The 16,913-nt window shown below is 72.2% G+C and carries 15 protein-coding genes; 7 read left to right on the top strand and 8 right to left on the bottom strand.

What is annotated here, in order from left to right:
• From CFRA_RS00660 to CFRA_RS00640, 5 genes are all read right to left on the bottom strand, one after another.
• Positions 1-831: a VOC family protein gene (locus CFRA_RS00660; protein WP_075663029.1), complete on the bottom strand. Its 831-nt coding sequence runs from the start codon at positions 829-831 to the stop codon at positions 1-3.
• Positions 832-1,122, bottom strand: coding sequence for an RNA-binding S4 domain-containing protein (locus CFRA_RS00655; protein WP_075663028.1), 291 nt, complete (start codon positions 1,120-1,122; stop codon positions 832-834).
• Between the two features lie 83 nt (positions 1,123-1,205).
• Positions 1,206-1,901 (bottom strand): LysE family translocator, encoded by a 696-nt coding sequence (locus tag CFRA_RS00650; RefSeq protein WP_075663027.1) that lies wholly within the window; start codon positions 1,899-1,901, stop codon positions 1,206-1,208.
• Between the two features lie 11 nt (positions 1,902-1,912).
• Positions 1,913-2,647, bottom strand: a complete 735-nt coding sequence (locus tag CFRA_RS00645; RefSeq protein WP_075663026.1) for an SDR family NAD(P)-dependent oxidoreductase — start codon at positions 2,645-2,647, stop codon at positions 1,913-1,915.
• Between the two features lie 137 nt (positions 2,648-2,784).
• Positions 2,785-3,471 carry an alpha-ketoglutarate-dependent dioxygenase AlkB gene (locus CFRA_RS00640; protein ID WP_075663025.1) on the bottom strand — a complete coding sequence of 229 codons (687 nt, stop codon included), beginning with the start codon at positions 3,469-3,471 and terminating at the stop codon, positions 2,785-2,787.
• Positions 3,472-3,500: 29 nt separating this feature from the next.
• Between CFRA_RS00640 and CFRA_RS00635 the strand changes: the two genes are divergently transcribed.
• From CFRA_RS00635 to hrpB, 3 genes are all read left to right on the top strand, one after another.
• On the top strand, positions 3,501-4,139 hold the full coding sequence (locus tag CFRA_RS00635) for a sugar O-acetyltransferase (RefSeq protein WP_075663024.1): 639 nt from the start codon (positions 3,501-3,503) through the stop codon (positions 4,137-4,139).
• A gap of 628 nt (positions 4,140-4,767) precedes the next feature.
• Positions 4,768-6,366 (top strand): hypothetical protein, encoded by a 1,599-nt coding sequence (locus CFRA_RS11705; protein WP_075663023.1) that lies wholly within the window; start codon positions 4,768-4,770, stop codon positions 6,364-6,366.
• Positions 6,367-6,475: 109 nt separating this feature from the next.
• Positions 6,476-8,983 (top strand): ATP-dependent helicase HrpB, encoded by a 2,508-nt coding sequence (gene hrpB / locus CFRA_RS00625; protein WP_075663022.1) that lies wholly within the window; start codon positions 6,476-6,478, stop codon positions 8,981-8,983.
• A gap of 37 nt (positions 8,984-9,020) precedes the next feature.
• On the opposite strand, the gene CFRA_RS00620 is transcribed toward hrpB, so the two are convergent.
• A complete protein-coding gene (locus CFRA_RS00620; protein WP_075663021.1) occupies positions 9,021-9,800 on the bottom strand; it encodes a TSUP family transporter in 780 nt (259 codons plus the stop codon).
• A 132-nt stretch (positions 9,801-9,932) separates the two neighbouring features.
• Between CFRA_RS00620 and CFRA_RS00615 the strand changes: the two genes are divergently transcribed.
• Both CFRA_RS00615 and CFRA_RS00610 read left to right on the top strand, forming a co-directional pair.
• A complete protein-coding gene (locus CFRA_RS00615) occupies positions 9,933-10,991 on the top strand; it encodes an AbrB family transcriptional regulator (RefSeq protein WP_075663020.1) in 1,059 nt (352 codons plus the stop codon).
• 383 nt (positions 10,992-11,374) lie between these two features.
• Positions 11,375-11,674 carry a hypothetical protein gene (locus CFRA_RS00610; RefSeq protein ID WP_075663019.1) on the top strand — a complete coding sequence of 100 codons (300 nt, stop codon included), beginning with the start codon at positions 11,375-11,377 and terminating at the stop codon, positions 11,672-11,674.
• A 49-nt stretch (positions 11,675-11,723) separates the two neighbouring features.
• Here CFRA_RS00610 and CFRA_RS00605 read toward each other — a convergent pair whose 3' ends face one another.
• Positions 11,724-13,400 carry a DUF885 domain-containing protein gene (locus tag CFRA_RS00605; RefSeq protein WP_075663018.1) on the bottom strand — a complete coding sequence of 559 codons (1,677 nt, stop codon included), beginning with the start codon at positions 13,398-13,400 and terminating at the stop codon, positions 11,724-11,726.
• Positions 13,401-13,684: 284 nt separating this feature from the next.
• Between CFRA_RS00605 and CFRA_RS00600 the strand changes: the two genes are divergently transcribed.
• Positions 13,685-14,413 carry an NAD-dependent deacylase gene (locus tag CFRA_RS00600; RefSeq protein ID WP_075664766.1) on the top strand — a complete coding sequence of 243 codons (729 nt, stop codon included), beginning with the start codon at positions 13,685-13,687 and terminating at the stop codon, positions 14,411-14,413.
• Between the two features lie 260 nt (positions 14,414-14,673).
• Positions 14,674-15,828 carry an ROK family transcriptional regulator gene (locus CFRA_RS00595; protein ID WP_075663017.1) on the top strand — a complete coding sequence of 385 codons (1,155 nt, stop codon included), beginning with the start codon at positions 14,674-14,676 and terminating at the stop codon, positions 15,826-15,828.
• Positions 15,829-15,839: 11 nt separating this feature from the next.
• Here the strand turns inward: CFRA_RS00595 and CFRA_RS00590 are convergent, their stop codons facing one another.
• Positions 15,840-16,913, bottom strand: coding sequence for an FAD-dependent oxidoreductase (locus CFRA_RS00590; protein ID WP_075663016.1), 1,074 nt, complete (start codon positions 16,911-16,913; stop codon positions 15,840-15,842).

Here is a 16,913-nt window from a genome sequence, read left to right as displayed (position 1 = left end):
CTAGCCCAGGCCCTGCGCGCGCAGGGCCTCGAAGACGTCGTTGCCCTCCTGGATGTCGAGCTCCTCGTACTCCTCGACCTCGCAGAGCGTCACCGTCGCGCCGGTGGGGTCGGCGATGATGAGCAGGCGGCCGAACTCGGCGTCGAAGGGGCCCTGGATGACCTCGCCGCCGAGCTCGGGCACGCGCGCGGCGGCCGTGTCGACGTCGAGCACACCCAGGAAGGTCTGCCAGAAACCGGGCACGCCCTCGGGGAAGTGGCCGGCGGCGTCGCGGAGGCCGGCGAAGGGGGCGGAGTCGGCGAGCAGCGTGCCGTAGCGCGGCAGGTCGGTGCCCTCGCCGCCGACGGTGGCGGACTGCCAGCCGAAGAGGCCGGTGTAGAAGTCGAGCGCCTTATCGAAGCCGGAGGTGCAGGTCAACTCGTGCCAGACGGCGCAGCCGGGCTCGCCGCCGGCGACGAAGGCGTCCTCGCCGCGCGGTTCGACCAGGCCGAAGAGCGCGCCGTTCGGGTCGGCGGCGACGCCCATGCGCCCGATCTGGGCGTCGGTGGGCCCGGCGAGGACCGTGCCGCCGAGCTCGCCGATGCGGTCCAGCTGCGCCTCGAGGTCGTCGGCGAGGAAGTAGGTCACCCACGTCGTCGCGCCGCCGGTGGCGGGGATCAGGCCCGCCACCGGCAGGCCCTGCACGCGGGCGACGAGGTAGCCGGAGCCCTCGACCTCCTCGTTGACCTGCCAGTTCAGCAGCCCGGTGTAGAAGCGGGCCGCGGCCTCGGGCTCGGGGGTGTTCAGGTCGATCCAGTAGGGCATGCCGCCCTGGGCGTTGAACGCGGGCATCTACATGTTCCTCCACTTCTCGGGGTCGAAGTCGTCGTCAGCGGTGGCCTCGTCGAAGTAGTCGTCCTCGCCGTCGTCCTCGGCGACCACGGCGCAGGCCTCGGCCACGCAGACCCGGTCGCCGATGGCGAGGTGGCGCCCGCGGCGCGTGTCGGTCTCGCCGTTGACGGTGACCAGGCCCTCGGAGATGACGGCCTTGGCCTCCCCGCCCGTGGCCACGAGGCCGGCGAGCTTGATGAACTGACCCAGTTTGATCGACCCGCCGGAGACGGGAACCTCAACGTCCTGCATGCGCACGAGTCTAACGGGCGGGCGGGACGGGCGGCCGCGCGGACGGGGCGGACGGGTGGGGCGGGTGCGGCCCGCGGGCAGGCCTATCCGCCGAGCAGCCCGACGGCGCCCTCGAAGATCATCACCGCGGCGAGCAGACAGAAGATCGCGCCGGTGACGATGTCGATGACCGCGGAGTTCTCCGCGATGCGCGCCGAGAACGCGCGCACGGCCAGGGCGAAGCTGACGAACCAGGCCAGGCCCACCGCGATGAGCAGCACCGCGATGAACGCCGTGATCCCCCAGCTCATGCCGGGCTCGATGAACTGCGCGAAGACCGCGCCGAAGAAGAGGACGGCCTTCGGGTTGGCCAGGTTGGTGGTGAAGCCGGCCCGCCACGCCTGCCCGGCGGTCGGGTCCGCGTCGGTGCGCTTCGGCGGGGCCTCAGGCGTGACGGAGTCCCGGGGCCCCGAGGGGTGGTCGGCGTGCACGGCCCGGGCGGCCTGGCGGCGGGTGGCCAGGCCGCCGCGGATGGAGCTGACGCCCAGGTAGGCCAGGTAGGCCCCGCCGATCAGCTGCAGCCAGGCCAGCAGCGCCGGGCGCGCGGTGAGCAGGGCCGAAAGGCCCAGCAGGCTCGCCAGGATCCAGCCGGCGTTGCCCGTCATCACCCCGAGTGCGGCCCAGACTCCCGCGCGCTTCGAGCGCGCACCCTGACGAGTGATCTGCACGACGTCGGGGCCGGGGCTCACGATGGCCGCGACCCAGATGCCCAGCAGGGTGAGGATCGAGCCGACTGTCATGGTGGTGCAGGTTACACCTGATCACGCGGCATGATGTGGATGCGGTCGATGTTGACGTGCGCCGGCAGCGAGGCCACCCAGCGCACGGCCTCGGCGATGTCCTCCGGGCCCAGGTTGAGGTGGCCCTCGTAGACGGCGTCGGCCTTGTCCCGGTCGCCCTTGAAGCGCACCAGCGAGAAGTCCGTCTTCACCCGCCCCGGGTCAATCTCGGTGACGCGGATGTTCGTGCCCTCGGTGGCCTCCTCGATGCGCTGCACGCGCGTCATCGCTCGCAGGCCGAACTTCGCCGCGTTGTAGCCGGCGCCGCCCGCGTACGGGTTGAGCGCGGCGACCGAGGCCATGTTGACGATCAGCCCCTCGGAGGCGACGAGCTTGTCGCGCAGCGCCAGGGTGACGCGCAGGGTGCCGAGCACGTTCGTCTCGTACATCCACTGCCAGTCCTCGAGGTCGGCCTCCTTGACCGGGTCGAGGCCCTTGGCGCCGCCGGCGTTGTTGACCAGCAGGTCCACCCGGTCGATCCGGGCGGCGAACTCGGCGACCGAGTCGTCGTCGGTGACGTCCAGGCGCACCGCCCCGCCCCCGATCTCGGCGGCGATCTTCTCCAGGCGGTCCACGCGGCGCGCGGCGACGATCACGTACCAGCCGTCGCCGGCCAGCGCCCGCGCGGTCGCCTCGCCGATGCCGGAGGAGCCGCCGGTGACCACGGCGACCCTCTGGTCGTCCTGTGCAATCTCTTTGTCAGCCATAGGACCATTCTGGCAGCGCCGCCGGGGCCGCGCAGTCGGGATCCGCCCCGCCCCCACATCCGGGGCGGGCCACTCCCCTGCCGCGGCCCGGGCCCGCGGCCCGCACCACCGACGCCGGACCGCAGCCGACCCCGCGCCTAGTAGTCCACCTGCCGGATCGTGATGTTGATGCGCCCCTCCTTCAGTCCCGCGTGCGCGGGCGCGGTGCCGTCCTCGACCTGTGTGATGCCGTGAAAGGCCCTGCGCGCCGGCCCGCCGAAGACGAAGGCGTCGCCGCTGATCAGGGGCACGTCCACGAAGGGCCCGGTGCGCTCCTCGGCCCGCCCGAGCCGGAAGAGCGCGGTGTCGCCGATCGAGAGCGAGACCACGGGCGCCTCGGCGACCTCGTCGGCGTCGACGTGCAGGCCCATCCGCGAGCCCGGCGGGTAGTAGTTGACCAGCGCGACCTCGGCGCGCATGCGCCCGGCCCAGGGCGCCAACGCCGCGGAGCGCCCGCCCGCGGCGACCAGCACGGCGTCGACAATCTCCTGGTAGTTGGCGGGAATCGGGGGCACGGGCACCCCCTCGAACTCGCGCACGTAGCGGTACGGGTTGGTCGCCCAGTGCCGCCCGAGCGAGAGGATGTGCACGCTCATCCGCCCCGTGCGCGTGCGCGGGCGCGCCATGGCCACCGGGGTGCCGGCGACCGAGCGGGCGATCTCTCGCGCCTGCGTGACCAGCGCGGACTGCTGTCGCGCGTCGAGGAAGCCCGGCAGGTGCACCGCGCCCGGGGCGAGTTCGCGGGGCGGGCGGGGCAGGCCGGCGGCGTCGAAAAGCGTGGGCACGGGCACTCACCTCCTGGCACGATGGGGTCATGTCCGACTTCGACGCCCAAGCCTATTCATCGATGGCCCGGATGCGCTCCGGCGCCTGGTACCTCACCCACGGCGAGGACATCGCCGCCGAGCAGCACCGCACCGCCGAGCTGATGCGCGAGTTCAACGAGCTGGCCAACACCGACCTCGCGCGCGGCCGTGAGATCATCCGCGAGGTCACGCGCGCCGACCACGCCGAGACCACGCTCTTCGCGCCCGCGCGCATCGAGTTCGGCGAGAACGTCCACCTCGGCCGCGACGTCTTCATCAACTTCGGGGTCACGATCCTCTCCTCGGCGGAGGTCACCGTCGGCGACCGCACCATGATCGGGCCGAACTGCCAGCTGATCACGCCCACGCACCCGACTGACGACGTCGCGATGCGCCGCGGCGGCTGGGAACGTGCGGCGTCGGTGCGCCTCGGCTCCGACGTGTGGCTCGGCGCGGGCGTGACGGTGCTTCCCGGCGTCGAGATCGGCGACGGCACCACCGTGGGTGCGGGTTCCACGGTGACGCGTTCCCTGCCGGCGAACTGCATCGCCGTCGGCACGCCGGCCCGGGTGATCCGTGAGTGCGACCCGGAGCGCCGCGAGCGCGTGCAGCTCGACGAGGGCAGCCCGGTCGAGCCCTTCGCCTGAGCGGCGGTGTGGCCCGGTGCCGAGGCGGGGCGCGGCGGGCGGATGAGTGCGGCGGCCGGGGCGAGCGGGACGTCTGACCGCCTCCGATTAGCGAATCCGCATGATCTGAGGTAGAGACAACGCCTCGCCGCCTCGCACTACCCCCGCCCGGCGGGCCGACGGGTCCGAAAAATGCGAATACCCTCCCGGGGTACCGGCGTTTCCGCAGTTCACAGGGTAGATACAGAAATCGTTCAACATTCTCCAAAAAGGTTCCAGGGCGACAGTACGCTACCCCCGGTGATGGTTGACGCGTCCCCGATCAGACACCCACAGTGACACATGCGACCGGAGTAGATGAATTAGATACCCCTGGATTAGGGTATTTCATTTCATGACTTATGAATGCTCTTCATTCCATCGGCGGGGCGACTATCAGGGGGAACGGTCTTACCTACGGGGCCGAAAGTTGCATACGGTGGTAAAACTTTCGCAGACGAAGCTGTTGCGCGGCGGCGGGCCCGGCGTCACCATTCACAGCGGCCCGTAGGACGCTGTTCAGCTCCCACGGATTCGATTTTCATTCCCGGCGTGGCTTTGCCCCCGGTATCTCTCACCGCAACACCTCTCACACCAGGAGAAAAATTCCATGAAACTGACCCGTCGCGTCTGCACGTGGCTGGCTGCCGCCTCCGTCGCGGCCACGGGCATCATCGCCCCGACCGCCGGTGCCGACACCTTCCACGAGACCTACCCCGAGACCCCGGCCCTGAACCCGGACCTGCCGATCGTCCACACCACGCACGGCTCGGACCACATCAAGGCCAACGTCCTCAACCCGCGCCCCGTGTGCAACTCCGGTGAGGACTACCGCACCGTGGTCTACAAGGTCACCGACGACTTCTCGCCGGCCGGCACCATCTCGGCGACGAACAAGTCGAAGAACACCATCCCGCTGACCCAGAACCTGTCGAAGTCGCAGACCGTCTCCCTGTCCATCAAGGGCGACCGCACCGACGAGACCTCCATCAACCTCGGCGGCTCCCACAGCCAGGACGGCTCCGAGGGCTCCATCGGCATCGCCAAGACCATCACCGAGCAGATCGGCGGCGAGTTCTCCTACTCCCTGAGCTGGGAGGCCGGTCAGCAGATCGGGCCGTACGACGTCCCCGCCGGCCACACCGGTGAGGCCACCTACGGCTTCCGCACCATCAACCTGGACGGCACCCAGCAGTACTGCCGCCCGAACGGCACCTGGTCCACCCCGACCCCGTGGCGCGTCTTCGCCCCGATGAAGAACGAGGTCGAGGTCAAGCTCTACAAGAACGCCTCCGACTCCTGGATGGGCACCGCCGACGAGGCTGACGAGGACAAGACCGCCGACGCGTCCACCCAGACCGAGGGCGTCGACGAGTCCACCCAGACCGAGGACGTGACCGACGAGGTCGCCGAGGCCGACGCCGATGCCGTGGCCACCGACGGGAACACCGAGGTCGACCCGGAGGTCGACACCTCCGTCGCCGACCCGGAGGTCGAGGAGGGCACCGACGCCGAGCCGGAGATCGAGCCGGAGACCGCCACCGACCCGGAGGGCGACCTGCCCGCCGACGGTGAGACCGTGCTGGACGAGAACGCCGCTGAGAACGAGGCCGCCGACGAGGAGGCCGCTGAGGACGAGGCCGCCGAGAACGAGGCGACCGACGAGGAGACCACCGAGGACGCCACCGACGAGGCGGCTGCCGAGGACGAGGCCACCGAGAACGAGGCCAAGGCCGACTACGACCTGGAGCCCTACTTCACCGTGGCCGCCGGTAAGTCCGCCGGCTTCGCCGGCCTGGTCGCCCTGCGCGTCAAGAACGTCGGCGACAAGCGCTACTTCCAGGACAACATGGCCACCCGCTTCCGCATCGACGTGCACACCGCCGAGGGCCCCGAGGGCGTCGACCGCCTGATCACCCCGGGCTGGTTCAACGGTGCCTACACCCGTGACCTGGGCTTCGACGCCGAGAAGGGCGTCCGCTCCTTCGAGGTCACCCTCTCCAACCCGATCAACTCGGGTGACACCGCCCTGCTGGCCAACCTGAACTTCGGCGACGGCCAGACCAAGGAGGGTCGCCTGAAGAACTACATCACGGTCACCCAGACCGGCCGCATCGACGGTGACGAGACCACGTCCAACGACCAGGACGTCGACTCCCGCGAGCACACCTTCGACCACATGGGCCGCAAGAACAAGGGCATCTTCTAAGCCCTCACCTTTCCTGCGCGACTGACCGGGCGCTCCGCCACCGCGGCGGGGCACCCGGTCTTTCCGTGTGCGCGGCAGGCGCGGCGCCCCGGCTACCCTGGGACAGGCCATGAACATCCCCGCCAGCCCCTTCGATCTCGACGCCATCGGCGCAGGTCTGCCCGTCACCGGCGCGCTGCCGGAGATCGCCGAGGCCCTCGAGGCCCACCACCGCGCCGTGGTCGAGGCCCCGCCCGGCACCGGTAAGACCACGCTGGTCCCGCCGCTGGTCGCCGACCTGCTCGCCCGCCGCGCCGGGGACGCCGACGCCGAGGCCGCGGACACCGCGGCCGCCGGGACCGGCACCGCCCCGCTCAAGACCATCGTCACCGCCCCGCGGCGCGTGGCCGTGCGCGCCGCCGCCCGCCGTCTGCACCACCTCTCCGGCAACGCCAGGGCGGTCGGCCACCGCGTGCGCGGCGACTCGCAGGCCGGCTCGGCCGTCGAGTTCGTCACCCCGGCGGTGCTGGTGCGCATGCTGCTCTCCGACCCCGAGCTGCCCGAGGTCGGCGCCGTGGTCATCGACGAGGTCCACGAGCGCGAGCTCGACACCGACCTCGCGCTGGCCTTCTCCGCGGAGCTGGCCGCCCTGCGCGAGGACCTCGACCTGGTCGTCATGTCCGCCACCCTGGACACCACGCGCTTCTCCGAGCTGCTCGGCGAGGCCCCGGTCGTCTCCACCCCGGCGGTGACCCACCCGCTCGAGACCAGCTACCACCCGCACCCCGGGCGCATGGCCGCCGACCGGCGCTCCCGCGACGCCTTCTGGGCCCACCTGGCCGCTCTGGCGGACGCGGCCGTCGAGAAGTCCGGGCACTCCGCGCTGGTCTTCGTGCCCGGCGCCCGCGAGGTCGAGCAGACCGTCGCCGCCTGCCGCACCCGGGCGCTGCCCCTGCACGGCCGCCTCGAGCGCGCCGCCCAGGACGCCGCCCTCGACGGCACCGGCCCTGCGCGCGTGGTCGTCTCCACCGCCGTCGCCGAGTCCTCGGTGACCGTGCCCGGGGTGCGCACCGTCGTCGACTCGGGGCTGTCGCGTGTGCCGCGCCGCGACTCCGGGCGCGGCATGTCCGGGCTGGTCACGGTCTCGGAGGCGCGCTCGACGGCCGAGCAGCGCGCCGGCCGCGCCGGGCGTGAGGGCCCCGGCACCGTGCTGCGCGCCTTCACCTCCGACGACCTGCGCCACTTCGACGCCCACGTCACCCCGGAGATCGACACCGCCGACCTGACCCAGGCCGCGCTCTGGATGGCCTGCTGGGGCACCCCGCGCGGCGAGGGCCTCGCCCTGGTCAGCGAGCCGCAGCCGGCCGCGATCGCCGCCGCCGAGGAGACCCTGCGCGCCCTGCACGCCGTCGACGCCGAGGGCCGGCCCACCGAGCTCGGCCGCCGGCTCGCCGACCTGCCGCTCGACCCGCGCCTGGGCCGTGCGCTGCTGACCGCCGGGCCGTCGGCGGCCGAGGTGCTCGCCGCGCTTTCCGACGGCGCGTCGGGCGACCTGGGGCGCGCGAGCGCACCGTCGCGGGAGGTCGCCCGCCTGCGCGCCGTCGGCGCGCGGGGCGCCGGCGGCGCAGCCGCCGACGCCGGGGATACCGCCCACCGCAAGAAGGGCGGCGACAGGCGCGGCGCGACGTCGGCAAGCGACGGGGTGGCCGTGGGCCTGGCCTTCCCCGAGCGCATCGCCCGCCGCGAGGGCGGCGGGGAGTACCTGCTGGCCTCGGGAACCCGGGCGGTGCTGCCCGGGGACACCGGGCTGAGCGGGGCGGAGTGGCTGGCCGTCGGCGAGGTCACCCGATCGGGTACACCGGGGCGGGCCGGGCGGGCCGGCGCGACGATCCGCTCGGCGGCGCGCATCGACGAGGCCGACGCCCTGGAGATCATCGGGGTGACCGAGGAGCTGCGCGCCGACTTCGCCGACGGGAAGCTGCGCGGGCGGGCGGTGCGCCGGGCCGGGGCCATCGAGCTCGCGGTCACCCCGACCACCGTGCCGCCGGAGCGGGCCGCCGAGGCCGTCGCCGCCGCGGTGCGCGAGGAGGGCACCGGCATGTTCCGCCTCGGCGAGAAGGCCGCCGCGCTGCGCGACCGGCTGGCGTTCCTGCACGAGCGGGTCGGCGAGCCGTGGCCCGACCCGGAGACCGCGGAGCCGGAGGTGTGGCTGGCCCCGGAGATCCAGAAGGCCGCCCGCGGCACCCCGCCGGGGAAGATCGACCTCTTCGACGCCCTGCAGCGTCTGCTGCCCTGGCCCGAGGCGACCCGCATGGACGAGCTCGCACCCCAGCGCCTCGAGGTGCCCAGCGGCTCGCACCCGCGGGTGGACTACTCCACCGGCCGGCCCGTGGTGCGCGTCAAGCTGCAGGAGTGCTTCGGGCTGGCGGAGTCGCCCCGGTGCGCCGGGGTGCCCGTGCAGTTCCGGCTGCTCTCGCCGGCCGGGCGCGACCTGGCCGTCACCGACGACCTGGAGAGCTTCTGGTCCGGGCCCTACGCGCAGGTGCGCGCCGAGATGCGCGGGCGCTACCCGAAGCACCCGTGGCCGGAGGACCCGTGGTCTGCGACGGCGACCGCGCGCACGAAGAAGCGGATGTGAGCCGGGCGCGGCGGGCGCGCTGAGCGGGCCCGGCCTGTCAGCCCCACTGCTGCCAGGCCAGGTAGCCGCCCATGACCACCACGACCACCAGCAGCGCGGCGCGCAGGAAGCGGGTGCCGCCGGCGATGACGGTGCGCGCGCCGAGCTGCGCTCCGACGACGTTGGCCGCCGCGAGGACCAGCGCCAGGCCCCAGGCGACGTGGCCGGTGACGATGAAGACGGCCAGGCCGCCGACCGCGGTGGCCGTGTTGACGGTCTTGGCCAGGGCGGCCGAGGCCAGGAAGTCGCGGGCGAGGATGCCGGCGAAGATCATGATGAAGAACACGCCGCTGCCGGGGCCGAACATGCCGTCGTAGTAGCAGAGCACGGCCAGCGCCACCAGGGCGAGGAGCCGGCGTGCCCGCCCGGGCAAGGGGGCGGAGGTCTCCCGGCCCAGGGCGGGGTTGGCCGCCACGACGAGACCTGCGGCCAGCATGAGCACGATGACCAGCGGGCGCATCACCTCGGCGGGCACCAGCGAGGTCGTCGCCGCCCCCGCCATCGCGCAGATAACCGCCACGGGCAGGTAGTAGCGCAGCAGCTGCACGGGCGGGCGGGCCTTGCGCATCAGCGTCACCGCCGCCGAGCCGGTGCCGCAGATGACGGCGACCTTGTTGGTGGCCACCGCGACCGCCGGTGCGAGCTCCGGGGCGACGGCCATGATCAGCGGGATGAGGATCAGGCCCCCGCCGCCGACGACGGCGTCGACCCAGCCGGCCACGAGCGCGCCGCCCGCGAGCACGGCCAGCGCCTCCGCCGAGAGTCCGAGGAAGAGCACGCGCGGGTCTCCTCTCGCTGATCGTCCCGCGTCTTTTCTCGGGGCAGGATGTGCCCCGCCCTTTCAGCCTAGGCCCGGTGGGTGCCCCACTAGGATCGGGACCGCACCACAGAGAGGAGGCCCACAACTCCGATGGCTCTCACCCGCCCCGACAGCCCCTTGCGCTGGCTGTTCGTCGTGCCGGCCTCGATCGGGCTGGGCTGGCTCTTCGACCGCTGGAACGTGCCCGCCGGCTGGATTCTGGCCGCCATCGTCGTCTCCGGCACCGTGGCCCTCGGCACCGGCCACGACCTGCAGGTCAACAAGTACTACCGGCGCTTCGGCCGCGGCATCATCGGCATCCTGGCCGCGATGCCGATCGTCGGCGTCTCCCTCGGCGAGATCGCCGGCACCCTGATCCCCGCGGCCGTCTTCGGGGCGGTGACCGTGGGCGCCGGGGTGGGCGGCGGCATCCTGCTGGGCCGCTCGGAGAAGGAGATCTCCACCGAGACCGCGATGCTCTCCATGCTGCCCGGCGGGGCGTCGACCATGCCCGCGCTGGCCGACGAGATCGGCGCGGACTACCGCTACGTCGCCCTCGTGCAGTACCTGCGCCTGCTCATCGTCTCGGTCACCCTGCCGGCCGTCGCGCACCTGCTGACCCCGCCGGCCGAGGGCGGCCACGCCATCGGCGCGGACTTCCACTTCAATCTGCTGGCCGCCGTGCTCATCGTCTCCGCCGCCATGTTCGGCGACCCCATCGGCCAGAAGCTGAAGATCCCGGCCGCCGGCGTGCTCTGCCCGATGCTGCTGGCCGTGATCGGCAGCTGGGTCACCCCGGACTCGATCAGCTTCGAGCCGCCGATGGTCTTCGCGGTCATGGCGTTCCTGTCCATCGGCTGGATCGCCGGCGGCGCGCTGTCGGTGCCGACGCTGAAGCTCTTCGCCCGCCAGCTGCCGGTGACGGTGGCCTACATCGTCTTCATGATGGCCGTCTGCGCCGGCGCGGGCGTCCTCGCCGCGCTGTGGACGGGGGTCACCCACTTCGAGGGCTACCTGGCCACCACGCCCGGCGCGCTCGAGACGGTCCTCGCGCTCTCCGCCGAAGGCGGGGCGGGCTCCGAGGTGATCACCTTTCAGATCCTGCGCCTGGTCGCGGTGCTGCTGCTGGCGGCTTGGCTGCCGCAGATCCTGCGGCTTCTACGAAAATAGATTACTAGTGACCATAAAAGCGATTATCAAACCATAAACCTACCCTGAACATTTGCTATGTTTTACATGCGATTTAGATAATTGGCGATTTTCCCCACCAAGACCTTGACATCGTTCAACGCATAAGAGACAGTGACTTTTGCCTGCCGAAACTTAAAGGTAGGGAACATGTCCATACTTGCCCACTCAATGAGCAAAGCGCCCGCTTTGCAGCTTCCAGACGAAGCCTGCAAGCAGCATGACCTGTGTCTGGCGAAAAACACCCCGACCTGCGATTGCGACCACGCCTTTACACGGCGCCTTAAAGAATTGCGTGGCGAGTACACGAATATCGCTTCCAAAGAGCGTATCTACCTCGAAGCCGCCATGAAAGGGGTTCCAGTGTGGCACCGCTGCTTCCAGAGCCAAAATCCCGCTCGCACACCCGCCTCGCGTGGGCGCTCATCGGCATCGTGTTCGCCGCCAGCGTGCTCACCTGGTTCTTCCGGGACGGCAACTCCTGGCTGACGGTGGTCATGTGGATCGCCGGGGCGGCGGTCGGCGTCTTCGGCCTCCTCACCGCGGTGCGGGAGCGCCGCCTCGGGCTCGGTATCGCCGCGGTGGCCACGATCTTCGCCGACCCGATCGTCTTCGGGGTGATGTTCGCCGGCGCGATGGTCGTCCAGGGCGGGTTCGCCCCCTAAACGCCGCGGCCCCGTCGATCCCCCGGCCGAGCAACCCCGCCGCTCGGCCTCAGTCCAGCAGATCCTCGCGCAGCACGGACATCGGGATCGAGCCGCGGCGCAGCGCCTCGTTGTGGAACTGGCCCAGCGTCATGCCCTGATCGAGGGCGTCGTCACGCAGCTCCCGCCACATGCGCTCGCCGAGCGCGTAGGCCGAGCCCTGGCCGGGCCAGCCGAGCAGGCGGTCGAGCTCGAAGACCAGGTTCGGCTCGGCCATCGCGGTGTTCTCGCGCAGGAAGGTCTTGGCGTAGGAGGAGTCCCACACCCCGCCGTCCGGCGTCTTCTTGCCCAGGTGCACGCCGATGTCCAGCGCCACGCGCGCGGCGCGCAGACGTTGGGCGTCGAGAAGCCCCATGCGGAAGCCGGGGTCGTCGCAGTAGCCCAGGTCGGCCATGAGCTGCTCGGCGTAGAGCGCCCAGCCCTCGCCGTGGCCGGCGATCCAGGTCACCGAGCGGCGCCACAGGTTCAGCGAGGACTCCGCCAGACCGATGCCGATCTGCAGGTGGTGGCCGGGCACGCCCTCGTGGAAGACGGTCGAGAGCTCCTGCCACATGTGGAAGGTCTTCTGCTCCTCCGGCACCGACCACCACATGCGCCCCGGGCGCAGGAAGTCGTCGGACGGCGGGGTGTAGAAGATGCCGCCGGTGCCGGCCGGGTCGATGCGGCACTCGATGGTCTTGATCTCGTCGGGCAAGTCGACCTCGGTGCCGTCGAGGTGCACGATGGCCTGGTCGGCCACGCCCTGCATCCACTCCTGGAGCGCCTCGGTGCCGTTGATCGTGTAGTGCTCGTCCTGGTTCAGCTGGTGCATCGCCTGGCGCACGGTGGTGCCGGCGCCGTATAGCTCGGCGGCGACCTCCTCCTGGCGGGCGCGCAGCTCCGCGATGCGCTCGAGCGACCAGGTGTAGGCCTCGTCGAGGTCGACCACGTCGCCGAGGTGGTCGTGGGAGAACAGCTCGAAGCGGTCGCGGCCCACCGCGTCGGAGTGCGGGGCGACCGGGGCGAGGTGCTCGTTGAGCCAGTCGGCGAACTCGCCGAAGGCCTCCTTGGCGGCGGTGACCTCGCGCGAGTCGGGGTCCAGGCCCAGGCCCTCGAAGACGGAGCCGGTGTCGGCCAGCTCCTCGCACTGGGTGTTGACGGCGTCGACCTGGCGCAGCGGGGCGACCAGGCCGTGGCCGGCGGCGTCGTCCAGCGAGGTGCGGTAGCCGTCGAGGGCGGCGGGCACCTTGGCCAGGCGCGCGCGCACGGCCTCGAGGTCCTCGGCCGTCTCGTGCGGCATGAGCAGGAACGAGTCGCGGATCGTCTGCACCGGCGACTCGATGACGTTGAGGTCGCGCAGGTCCTCGGCGTGGTGGTGGCGGTCGAGGAAGACGCCCAGCCGGTCGCGCAGCGCGGCGGCGGTGACCTGGTCGACGTCGTCGAAGTCGTCCTCGTCATCGGAGCTGTCGGTGGCCTCGTCGAAGGCGTCGACGTCCATGACCATCTCGCGGGTCCGCTCGCCCAGGGCGTCGTAGTACTCCGGGGAGAAGTCCTGCAGCTCGCCGTCGTGGCCGGGCAGGCCCCACTCGGTGGCCCACGTCGGAGACAGCTCCGCGAGGTCGGCCACGAACGCCTCACAGGCGGCGTCGAGCAGGGAAGGCTCCCGGGATGCCTCGTCCGAGGAGCTCAGCGCAGTCGGAGAACTCATAAGCGGACAGTCTAGCCCCCAGCCCCGGGGCGGGGCCACCCGTGGAAAATTAGCGCCTGACCTGGAATTTCCGGCGTGGTTCCCGCGCGCGCCCGCGCGGGCGCCGGTAGCGTCGAAGGCACAGCGAAGAGATAAAGGAGCAACCGGTGCACAACTCAGACACCCTCGACGCGGACATCGCGCGCGCCGCGGAGCTCATCGCCGCGGCCGCCGGGGCACACTCCGGCACAGCCGGCGCCACCGACGCGGCCGCCACCGTCCCCGCCGCCGACCCCCACCACGACCTGCGTATCGAGGTCTTCACCGGGGCGGGCATGTCCGCCGACTCCGGCCTGGACACCTTCCGCGACGCAGGCACCGGCCTGTGGGAGAACGTCGACCCCACCGCGCTGGCCAGCATCGACGCCTGGGCGCGCGACCCGGAGCCGATGTGGGCCTGGTACCTGTGGCGCGCGCGCAAGTCGCTGGACGCCGCACCCAACGCCGGGCACGTCGCGGTGGCCGACTGGCAGGCCGAGGGCCCCGGCCAGGTGCACGTGACCACCCAGAACATCGACAACCTGCACGAGCGTGCCGGCGCGCGCGACGTCGCCCACCTGCACGGCTCGCTCTTCGACTTCCGCTGCACCATCTGCGCGCGGCCCTACCGCGGCATCCACGACGGCGACATCCCCGTCGAACCGGTGGAGCGCGCCACCCCGCCGACCTGCCCGCGCTGCGGCAACCTCATCCGTCCCGGGGTCGTGTGGTTCGGCGAGGCGCTGCCCCACGACGAGTGGGACGCCGCCGAGCGCTGGGCGCGGCGCGCGGACGTGATGGTCGTCGTCGGCACCTCGGGCGTGGTCTACCCCGCGGCCGGGCTGCCGGTGCTCGCCGCGCAGTCCGGCGCCGTGATCATCGAGGTCACCCCGCAGCCGACCGAGCTGACCGGGCTGGCCGCGGTGTCGCTGTCGACCACCGCCGCCCACGGGCTGCCGCTGCTTTACGACGCCGTGCGGGACGCCGTCGGCTGACACGCGCGGCGTCGGCGCGCCGCGCCGGCGGGGCCCGGGCGCGCCGCCGCGCGCCCGCCACGCGCCCGACGGCGCGGGTACCGCACCCGGGGGACGGACGGGACGTCGGCAATTTCCTGTACCTTTACCCCGATCCGGGTGAAACCGATGGTGGATCCCCGGGCGTGCGAGCTGGTGGGGAACGCCCGTATTAGACCGAGCGGTACAGATCAGGGGGGATTTTTTGGACAACTTTGTCTATACGGGTTTATTGTGAACTCATGCACCGTCGTCCAGGCACCACAGCTTTCGCCCGCCCGCAGTCCCCTGCGGCGAAGTGCCTGCACCTGATCCGTCTGCGCAGGGCACGCACCCGCCCCGAGCTCATCGAGGCCACCGGACTGTCCCAGCCGACGATCACGCGCGCCGTGACCGCGCTGATCAACGCCGGCCTGATCCGGGCGCGCGCCGACCTGGCGGTCTCCGAGGGGCCGGGGAGGCCCACCACGCCGCTGGAGCCGGCCGACTTCCCGGCGGTCTTCGTCGGCGCGGCCGTGGGCACCTCCTCGACGTACCTGGGACTGTACGACGCCGAGGGCCGCCGCCTGCGCGACCTGGACCTGAAGATCAAGGTCTCCGAGCACGAGGACTCCGACTTCCTCGAGCACCTCGTCGCCGGCATCAACCGGCTCACCGCCGGGGTCGACGCCCCGCTCGGCGCACTCGGTGTGACCACCTCGGGGCGGGTCACCGAGCGCGGGATCGTCGACGCGCCCAACCTCGGCTGGCACGGCGTCGACTTCGCCGGGCGGCTGCGCTACCACTTCGACGTGCCGGTGACCGTCTCCGCGGCCGTGCCCGCCATCCTCGGCTCGGAGACCCAGTCGGCCAACCTGCCGGCGGCCGGCGACGAGCCGCCGCGCACGCTCGCGCTCTTCGCCGACGACTCGATCAGCGCCGCGGTCACCCACGCCACCGGGGTCACCCAGCTCAGCTCGCTGCCCGCGCCCGCACCCGGGCCCGGGCTGCCCACCACCGCCGAGGAGCGGCTGAGCACCCAGGGCTTCCTCGAGACCGTCGCCGCGGCGGGGCTGGGCACGATGTCGCTCGAGGACGCGGTGAGCCGCGCCGAGCACTCCAGGGAGCTGCGCGCGCTGCTCGACGAACGCGCCCGGCTGCTCGGCGACATGTGCGCCGCACTCATCGCGCGCCACCACCCGGACACCCTGGTCCTGGCCGGCAGCGCGCTGACGGCCGACCCGCGCGCGCCGCGGACCTTCGCCAAGACGGTGCGCGGCCGCGTGGGCAACGACGTCGAGCTGCGCATGATCCCCGGCCACCGCGAGATCGTGGTCGCCATCGCGCGCGCCGTCGCACTGGACAAGCTGCTGCGCGACCCGGTCGAGGTCGCCGACGGTGTGACCGCCGCGGCCTGAGGGCTGAGCGCTTAACGCCCGGTCTTACCCACCGCAGCCGCCACCTCGCGCGCCACGGCCTTGGCGTAGGGCCCCACCCCCAAGATCGTCGCCGAGCCCGGGCCGGTGCGGTCCCCGTAGCCGACCAGGTGGAGGCCGGCGACCGGCTCATCGGCGCCGGCGTCCGCTGCGGCACCCGCCAGCAACCCGCGGAACGGGCCGAGCGCCGGGCGGAATCCGGTGCACCAGATCAGATGCTCGGCGTCGACCTCCGAGAGAGAGTTGAACATCGGGGTCGCGCTCAGGCGGCCGGCGTCGCGCATGCGACGCACCTGCGGGAGGACCACGATGTCGCCCAGCTGTGAGTCCGCACCCGGGTCGGGTCGCCCGGCCGCGATGCTGCGGAAGCGTTCGCGGTTGCGGCGGAAGAGCACCCGCCCGTCGACATCGTCGGGCATCCAGCGCGGGGCGTGCCGGGCGTACCAGGTCACCTCGCCGACGTCCGGATCCTCGATGAGCTCGGCGGCGATCTGGGCGGCCGAGTTCGCCGCGCCGACCACCGCCACCGTCCGCCCGGCGAAGGGGTCCGGGCCCGGGTAGTTCGCGGAGTGCCACTGCCGGCCGGTGAACCGCCCCGGGTACGCGGGCACGAATGGCGCCGACCAGGTCCCGGTCGCGGCGATGACGTGCGCGCACCTCCACTCCCGGCCCTCGCGCCCCGCCGCCGCGGCGGCCCGCACCCGGAACCCGGTGCCCGCGGGCGTGCCCTCGCGCTCGACGCGTTCGACGTGGACCGGCCGCTCGACGGGGATGCGGTGGCGCCGCTCGTACATCTCCAGGTAGTCGACCACGTGCGCGGCGGGCGGGAAGCCGTCGTGGGCGGGCATCGGGGTGCCGGGGAGGTTGGAGAACCCCGCCGTGGAGAACAGGGTCAGCGACGGCCAGGCGTGCCGCCACGCGCCGCCCGGGCCCCGCTGGTCATCGAGGACCAGCACGTCGACCCCGGCGCGCAGCAGGTAGAAGGCGGTGGCCAGGCCGGACTGCCCGCCGCCGACGACGATGGCCTCGTGGTCGAGCTCCCGACCGGCGAGATCGCGCGCAACCAC

It is taken from the genome of Corynebacterium frankenforstense DSM 45800, assembly GCF_001941485.1.
GTDB lineage: Bacteria > Actinomycetota > Actinomycetes > Mycobacteriales > Mycobacteriaceae > Corynebacterium > Corynebacterium frankenforstense.
This window is presented reverse-complemented; position numbering and strand designations above follow the sequence as displayed.